A 6,603-nucleotide genomic window follows, 5' to 3' on the forward strand; every position below is an offset into this window, starting at 1 on the left:
AGAGACACCAACCACTGGGGCGTCAGGACCACACGACTTCACCGTCCGTCTCACGCGCGCTCGTCAGTCGCACGATCAACGTCCACCGCATCCCAACCCAACACTCGTGACGATCGCGAAGCGCCCCTCAAGCGGGTGAGACGGGTGGATTCATACACTGATCTTAGATTCCGATAAACCGAAATATTTTTTCGGCGGGGGCTTGCGCCGTCGGGCAAATCAGTGATTGAGGATTTCGACGGGACAGCCAAATCGGCAGCCTATTATCCGATGTGTCAGCGGCCGTTCCATCAGGTGTTTTGGAACGCCGGTGCCCGCCCGTACATCAGCGCCCGCCACAGCCATTCGATCGGGCCGTAGCGGAAGCGCTGCAGCCACAGTCGGATCGCGACGGCCTGGATGCCGTAGACCGCAATGACGGTCGCAAGCCCGGTGACGGAATCGAGCTTGCCGAACAGCCCAAGCCCATAGCCATAGAACACGAATCCCAGGATCACCGATTGCAGGTACGTCAGCAAGTATTCGTCGACCACAAGGTGTGTAATCGGACGTGGAGAGATGAGCTGGGAAGGCGCGCCAAGGGGGGCGCGGCAGCGCAATCTATTGCCGCAACCTGACACCAACCTTACGGACGACCGACATGAATCCGTGCGACGTCACGGCCGGGTCATGAATTCGTCATGCGGCGCGCGGTCGTGCTAACTCACGCCCTTGATGGTTGCACAGACATCTCAGGACAGGGGCTGACATGAGCGGGACTGCCTATGCCGCCGTCGATTGGGGCACGAGCAGCTTTCGGCTCTGGCTGATGGATCGCGCAGGCGGGGTCATCGCGGAGCGGCGCAGCGATGAGGGCATGATGGCGGCGGCAAGGGCCGGCTTCGCCGCCGTGCTGCAATCGAATCTCGATGCGCTCGACGTTGCGCCCGATCTGCCCGTCGTCATCTGCGGCATGGCCGGCGCGCGTCAAGGGTGGGTCGAGGCAGGCTACATCGACACGCCGGCACGGCTCACCGCGGTCCTCGATCGGGCCGTCATGGTCCCTGGGCAAGCGCGCGACATCAGGATCCTGCCGGGGATCGCGCAGCGCGATCCGAATGCGCCCGACGTGATGCGCGGCGAGGAGACCCAGTTGCTGGGCGCGCTGGGTCTCGATGCGGCAGATGAAGCAACCGTCTGCATGCCCGGGACGCATTCGAAATGGGTCGATGTGCGCGGCGGGACGGTCAGGCGCTTTGCGACCTTCATGACCGGCGAGCTGTTTGGCACGATTGCGCGCGACACGATCCTGTCGCACGCCATGGCCGGCGCGGAGGACGCCGTAGATCATGAAGCCTTTAAAGCGGCCGTCACGGCCGCCTTCGAGGCGCCGGCATTGGCCGCCAACCTCCTGTTCCGCGTGCGGTCGGGGCAACTGTTGTTCGGCGGCAGCGCCTCGGCGGCGCGCGAAACCATATCGGGCACGATGATCGGCCTCGAGCTGGCGGCGGGACTTGCAGGACAAGCGTCTGCAAGCGCGATCACCCTGATTGCGTCGGGGCGGCTCCAGGTGCTGTATCGGTTGGCGCTTGAAACGCGCGGCGTTCGCATCAACGCCGTCGATGCGGTCCGGCGCGGGCTTGCGATGGCGGCGAGCACGATCTGGAAGAGGTAAGAGGGTTTGACGATGACGACACCGTTCCCGCCGATGCAGCGCCCACTGGTCGCGATCCTGCGCGGCGTAAAGCCCGAGGAAGCCGGCGGCATCGTGAGCGCGCTGATCGAGGCCGGCATGACCGCGATCGAGATTCCGCTCAATTCGCCGGAGCCGTTCCGCTCGATCGAGATCGCGGTCAAGCGCGCGCCCGCCAATGTCCTTGTTGGCGCGGGCACCGTGCTGACGACGGCGGATGTTGATCGCCTCGCCGACGTGGGCGGCCGGCTGATGGTGTCGCCGAATGTCGATGTCGACGTGCTGGCGCGCGCCCACGCGCGATCGATGGTTACGATGCCCGGCGTGTTCTCGCCGACGGAGGCGCTGCTCGCCGCCAGGGCCGGCGCCTCGAGCCTGAAATTCTTTCCCGCCAGCGTGCTCGGGCCTGCGGGCATTACCGCGATCCGCGCGGTGCTGCCGCCCGAGGTGATGATCGCTGCCGTCGGCGGAGTGTCGGACACGAATTTTGCCGACTACGTGAGGACCGGGATCGTCGCGTTCGGCCTCGGCTCGAGCCTCTACAAGCCCGGCATGACGGCCGCCGAGGTTGCCGAGCGGGCGAAGGTGACGATCGAGGCGTATGACAAGGCCGTGCAGGGCGCGCGGTAGGCAGTCGTGCAGAGCTTTGGTTCTGAGTGAATCAGAACCAAAGCTCTAGATTCTTGTTTTGACGCGTTTTCCTCACGCGAACCGGCATCCACTTCGCTCGAAAACGCTTTAGTCCACCGACTTGCCGCCTTCGATCACCCTGAACAGCGGCGCGGCCTCGCGGGGGTGCTCGAGCAACTCGTCGACCATGGCCATCGCGGCGGCGACATATTTCGTGGTCGCGCTGTCGAGCGGTCGCTCGGCCTCGTCGGCCAGTGCGAGCTTGGCACCTTCAAGCAGCTTTCGCGTCCGCGCCGCGGCGTCGTCACCGGCCGTCAGGCTCGCCCTTGCGATCGACCGGAGAACGAACAACTCGCCCTCCAGCCTCAGCAGTCGATCGTTCAGCTTGTTCAGGACGGTGTTCAGGTTCCGCATGTGTCTCTCTCAGGGCCGACGGCTTCCGCGGCAGAACCTACAGCCTTCCCAATACCGAATCCTTATCGGCTGGACCTGATTGTGACGACCTGCTCGTCCGTCTTGCATCGTCTGCCGGGTGGAACGGCGGCCCCGGGCGCCCTATGTTCCGGGTCCGAATGGCCGACTTGTCCCCGGCATCCGCCGGCACTTCCAGCAATGAAGGAACTGAACATGAAGATCTCCGTCGAGACGACCGTTGCCGCGCCGATCGCCGATGTCTGGCGCGCCTACACGACGCCCGACGACATCAAGCAATGGAATGCCGCGTCCGACGACTGGCATACGACGGCCGCGACCGTCGACCTGCGTGCGGGAGGTGCCTTCTCGTCGCGAATGGAGGCCAAGGACGGCAGCATGGGTTTTGATTTCGCCGGCACCTACACCAAGGTCGAGGAGCCCAACCTGATCGAATATTCGTTCGGCGACCGCACCGCGCAGGTTGCGTTCGTCCCTGACGCAGACCGCGTCAAGGTCAAGGTGACCTTCGACGGCGAAGACACCCATTCGGTCGAGCAGCAGCGTGCCGGCTGGCAGGCCATCCTCAACAATTTTGCCCGTCACGTTGAAGCGAAGCGGCGGGCTTGACCTGCCGACCGGTCGTTAGCGCCGTCCCGGGGGTGGAGATCGACGCGATGGATGCACTAAAAGTCTGGCCACTCGGATCGGCCACTGAGATCGAGGGACGGACCACCGGATCCAATGTCTCGGTAATCGTTGTCGACATGCCGCCCGGGCCGGGGCCGGCCCTGCACCGGCATCCCTATGCGGAAACCTTCGTCGTGCTCGAAGGGCATGCCCGGTTCAGGATCGAGGACACGGAGATCGAAGCTTCAGCGGGCTCTGTCGTCGTGGCGCCGCCCAACGCGGAGCATACGTCCGAGAATGTCGGGCCGGGTCGCCTGGTGCAGGTCGATATCCACGCCTCCGACCGCTTCATCTCACCGAATGGCTGGTGCCGGAGGCGCAGCGTCCGCTAGGCGCCGTCGCCGCGCCGCGTGACAGGAAGGCATGCTACTCTAGCTAACAACCACGGACACCGAGGAGCGCGGCGCCTCAAGCGAGCGCGCGGACATCCACCTGTTCCGTGAAACATGGGACATCGCGATGGGACATTTGGGACATTGGCCCCCGGTTACGAGTCTACACGTCCGAGCGCACCTGCTTGCCGACCGAACTTTTCGCCCTGCTTTCCACGATACGTTTCGCCATGTTCGATTCAAATTTGAACTCTCGACATAACTGCAGGCTGACAAATTGTCGTTACTGACGAGCGCGGCGGGGTGAACCTTCGGGAGAAACTCCAGATGACACTTCACTATGCGGCAGGTGGCGGCCTCGATGCCTATGGCCAATTTTCGGCAGGGCAGGTTGGCTTCAATTTGGCTGACGTTCAGTCAGTGGATCAGCTCAATGCGTTGCCAGAGGGGGTCAAGGGGCTCGTTTGGCTCAATCAGGGAAGCGGCGTCACCCAGTCCTTCATTGACGCCGTGACTCCGTACATCGGCAATCCGAAAGTCTACGGCTTCTATCTCGCCGACGAGCCGGATCCGACCGGCACATGGGGGCCCCTGGTGAAGGCTGCGGATTTGAAGGCCGAGTCCGACTGGATTCATGCCCACATGCCGGGCGCCAAGACTTTTATCACGATGATGAACATGGGCTCGTCGGCGGAGCCGGATTTCGCCCACACCTACAACCCCGCCAACACGCACATCGATTACTTTGGTATCGATCCGTATCCGGTCAGATCAGGAAGCGGCCAGGTCGACTACACCATGATCGACAAGGCCTTCGCCGCAGCCGTGCAGGCGGCCATACCTGCCGACAGCATCATTCCCGTCTATCAAACCTTCGGAGGCGGTTCCTGGACCACCGATACCGGTGGCTCATATGTTCTTCCGACCGCCCTACAGGAGCGGGCCATCATCAATGAGTGGGCCAAGTTCCTCCCATCTCCTGCGTTCGACTTTGCGTATCATTGGAATTCGCAATACGGGGATACTGCGCTCGAGAGCTCGCCCGCGTTGCAGCAGGTCTTCCTCGCTCACAATATGAGCGACGCGCATCTCTTGTTCGTCTAGTGGGGCAGCCGCTCGCCAGAGGGTATCGCCGGTTCGATACCCGCCCACCCCGCGCCCGGCCGCCGGCCTCGTCGCGCTACTCGTCGACGCCGGCCTCGTCGCGCTGATGCCCTTGACCTTGTTTTGGCCGGGCGCGACCGTCGGCGGCCTCGGTCGCGCGGCGTGTATCTCCGCCGCGGCGGGGGGTAGCGAAAATGGGCGAATACCCAGGTATTGGGAATTTCTCCCGTGCGAGGCGCAAGGCCTCAGCCACGGAGTCGGCAGTCACATGCACTTCGAAAATGCTCTGATCGGCCTTGTTCTGGAAGGCCACCACGAAGACTGGCATGAGGTTCCTGTCACTTCCCGGATCGGGACGAAATTCTCCGGGTGCCTTTTGGACAGCATTCATCGTGCCAGAGTTCATGTGCCGGAGTGGGACACTCAACTGATCCGGCCAGATCAGGGCAAGCGCCGCCGGAGCGTCCGCTAGGCGCCGTCGCCGCGCCGCGTGACAGGAAGGCATGATGCTCAAGCGATCGCGCGCGGTCATGCCGGCGAGCCTCCGTCGCGAGTTCGATGCGACGGGCCTGTTGCAGGCGTTCAACGAGCGGCCACCCGACCAGCGCAACGACTATTTGCACTGGATCACGCGCAGCGTCAGCCCGAAACCAAGCGCCAGCGGATCGACCAGATGCTGGCGGAGTTGAAGGCCGGCGGTGTTTATATGAGCATGGCTCACCGCCCGAGCGCACAGGGGAGGTGATCACCACCCGCAGTCATCGTCATGAAGCCTTTGGAGCAAGTGCAATGCGTGCTGTTTTGGCTCTCGGTCTGTTGGTCATCCTGTGCGTGTCCGCGGACGCCGCAACCGTGCGACACCCCCGCTCGCGCCAACCTCCGGTCACGCGTCCGCCCGCCGTGACTGCGCCAACCCGCTTCGCAGTTCCCGGCTGGAGCGACGAGGCGACACGCCGCTGGCTTGATAATGCCTCGTCGGGTGTCGGCGGCGGATAGGCAGCGAAACCGCATTGGTAGGCGGGTTTGCATGCCGCCGGTTCGCGATCGAGTACATCAGGAACACCGACGCCGCGGCAGCGGCGGCTGACCAGTCGGTGCCGGGGACCGGCTCGGCCACCACGCATCCGCCGGCCTGCGGATTTTTCTGGGCCGTCCTCAGAGGAGGGGGGCGATCCACATCATGATCGCGATCATCGCGAGAAAGGCGAGTATCACGATTCCGTCGACAATTGAGTTGGATATTGGCTTCCCAGGTTGGTTGGCCATGGCATCGGCCCTCCGCGTCGGGACCGATACGATGCGGCGAAAGATTGCAGGCCGCGTATGAAATAACTCACAGAAGCTCGCGCACGGCGAGGCTGCGCCTAGCTGCTGCCCTGATCCGGGCCTTTCAGTCCGACCGTGCTGGGGGTGATAAATACGAGCGCGTATGAGGATGCCGGGTATTGCTCGCGAGCGATGCGGATCGCCTCCGTCCCGGACTCGGCAGTCACCCGCACCTGGATGATGCTGTGATTGGCCTTGTTCTGGAACGCCACCACAAAGGCGGGCATGGGGTCCCCTGTCGCTGACCGGGACACAATTCCCCGGGGTGCCTCCGGGGCCCGCACAAGGCGTGCCAAGGGTTTCTGTGCCGGGTTGGGACACGCGAGGCCGATTCAGTTACAGGGTGACACAGCACCGATTTTTTTCGGCCGGCCCGAAGCCCTAGGTGGTGTGGACACTTAGCGCAGCCATAAGGCAATTGCAGCGAGGGTGACGACG

11 protein-coding genes are annotated in these 6,603 nt (G+C 63.6%); 7 read left to right on the top strand and 4 right to left on the bottom strand.

Annotated features, from left to right (window positions below; translation table 11 throughout):
* Positions 1–290 precede the first annotated feature (290 nt).
* Entirely contained in the window at positions 291–518 is a 228-nt protein-coding gene (locus tag ACFFWD_RS20755) for a DUF418 domain-containing protein (RefSeq protein WP_376968349.1), read from the bottom strand.
* Between the two features lie 230 nt (positions 519–748).
* On the opposite strand from ACFFWD_RS20755, the gene ACFFWD_RS20760 reads away from it, so the two are divergent.
* Complete coding sequence (locus tag ACFFWD_RS20760) at positions 749–1,654, top strand: 2-dehydro-3-deoxygalactonokinase (protein WP_376968350.1); 906 nt, start codon at positions 749–751, stop codon at positions 1,652–1,654.
* 12 nt (positions 1,655–1,666) lie between these two features.
* Positions 1,667–2,302 carry a 2-dehydro-3-deoxy-6-phosphogalactonate aldolase gene (locus ACFFWD_RS20765; RefSeq protein ID WP_376968351.1) on the top strand — a complete coding sequence of 212 codons (636 nt, stop codon included), beginning with the start codon at positions 1,667–1,669 and terminating at the stop codon, positions 2,300–2,302.
* 108 nt (positions 2,303–2,410) lie between these two features.
* Here the strand turns inward: ACFFWD_RS20765 and ACFFWD_RS20770 are convergent, their stop codons facing one another.
* On the bottom strand, positions 2,411–2,716 hold the full coding sequence (locus tag ACFFWD_RS20770; protein ID WP_376968352.1) for a hypothetical protein: 306 nt from the start codon (positions 2,714–2,716) through the stop codon (positions 2,411–2,413).
* 213 nt (positions 2,717–2,929) lie between these two features.
* Here ACFFWD_RS20770 and ACFFWD_RS20775 point away from each other — a divergent pair, with 213 nt between their 5' ends.
* The 3 genes from ACFFWD_RS20775 to ACFFWD_RS20785 all read left to right on the top strand — a co-directional run bounded on the left by ACFFWD_RS20775 (position 2,930) and on the right by ACFFWD_RS20785 (position 4,839).
* Entirely contained in the window at positions 2,930–3,343 is a 414-nt protein-coding gene (locus ACFFWD_RS20775; protein WP_376968353.1) for an SRPBCC family protein, read from the top strand.
* A 47-nt stretch (positions 3,344–3,390) separates the two neighbouring features.
* Positions 3,391–3,735, top strand: a complete 345-nt coding sequence (locus ACFFWD_RS20780) for a cupin domain-containing protein (protein ID WP_376968354.1) — start codon at positions 3,391–3,393, stop codon at positions 3,733–3,735.
* 327 nt (positions 3,736–4,062) lie between these two features.
* Entirely contained in the window at positions 4,063–4,839 is a 777-nt protein-coding gene (locus ACFFWD_RS20785; RefSeq protein ID WP_376968355.1) for a hypothetical protein, read from the top strand.
* A 76-nt stretch (positions 4,840–4,915) separates the two neighbouring features.
* Here the strand turns inward: ACFFWD_RS20785 and ACFFWD_RS20790 are convergent, their stop codons facing one another.
* Positions 4,916–5,167 (bottom strand): hypothetical protein, encoded by a 252-nt coding sequence (locus tag ACFFWD_RS20790; RefSeq protein WP_376968356.1) that lies wholly within the window; start codon positions 5,165–5,167, stop codon positions 4,916–4,918.
* Between the two features lie 178 nt (positions 5,168–5,345).
* Here ACFFWD_RS20790 and ACFFWD_RS20795 point away from each other — a divergent pair, with 178 nt between their 5' ends.
* Both ACFFWD_RS20795 and ACFFWD_RS20800 read left to right on the top strand, forming a co-directional pair.
* Entirely contained in the window at positions 5,346–5,528 is a 183-nt protein-coding gene (locus tag ACFFWD_RS20795; RefSeq protein ID WP_376968357.1) for a hypothetical protein, read from the top strand.
* 491 nt (positions 5,529–6,019) lie between these two features.
* Positions 6,020–6,166: a hypothetical protein gene (locus ACFFWD_RS20800; protein WP_376968358.1), complete on the top strand. Its 147-nt coding sequence runs from the start codon at positions 6,020–6,022 to the stop codon at positions 6,164–6,166.
* A gap of 37 nt (positions 6,167–6,203) precedes the next feature.
* Here the strand turns inward: ACFFWD_RS20800 and ACFFWD_RS20805 are convergent, their stop codons facing one another.
* Positions 6,204–6,392: a hypothetical protein gene (locus ACFFWD_RS20805; protein WP_376968359.1), complete on the bottom strand. Its 189-nt coding sequence runs from the start codon at positions 6,390–6,392 to the stop codon at positions 6,204–6,206.
* Positions 6,393–6,603: the final 211 nt, after the last annotated feature.

It is taken from the genome of Bradyrhizobium erythrophlei, assembly GCF_042430365.1.
In the GTDB taxonomy this organism is placed as follows: Bacteria; Pseudomonadota; Alphaproteobacteria; order Rhizobiales; family Xanthobacteraceae; genus Bradyrhizobium; species Bradyrhizobium erythrophlei.

Coding starts and splice junctions, on each gene's coding strand:
- ACFFWD_RS20760 (WP_376968350.1), top strand. CDS start 749: ATGAGCGGGACTGCCTATGCCGCCGTCGATTGGGGCACGAGCAGCTTT.
- ACFFWD_RS20765 (WP_376968351.1), top strand. CDS start 1,667: ATGACGACACCGTTCCCGCCGATGCAGCGCCCACTGGTCGCGATCCTG.
- ACFFWD_RS20770 (WP_376968352.1), bottom strand. CDS start 2,716: ATGCGGAACCTGAACACCGTCCTGAACAAGCTGAACGATCGACTGCTG.
- ACFFWD_RS20775 (WP_376968353.1), top strand. CDS start 2,930: ATGAAGATCTCCGTCGAGACGACCGTTGCCGCGCCGATCGCCGATGTC.
- ACFFWD_RS20780 (WP_376968354.1), top strand. CDS start 3,391: ATGGATGCACTAAAAGTCTGGCCACTCGGATCGGCCACTGAGATCGAG.
- ACFFWD_RS20785 (WP_376968355.1), top strand. CDS start 4,063: ATGACACTTCACTATGCGGCAGGTGGCGGCCTCGATGCCTATGGCCAA.
- ACFFWD_RS20790 (WP_376968356.1), bottom strand. CDS start 5,167: ATGCCAGTCTTCGTGGTGGCCTTCCAGAACAAGGCCGATCAGAGCATT.
- ACFFWD_RS20795 (WP_376968357.1), top strand. CDS start 5,346: ATGCTCAAGCGATCGCGCGCGGTCATGCCGGCGAGCCTCCGTCGCGAG.
- ACFFWD_RS20800 (WP_376968358.1), top strand. CDS start 6,020: ATGATCGCGATCATCGCGAGAAAGGCGAGTATCACGATTCCGTCGACA.
- ACFFWD_RS20805 (WP_376968359.1), bottom strand. CDS start 6,392: ATGCCCGCCTTTGTGGTGGCGTTCCAGAACAAGGCCAATCACAGCATC.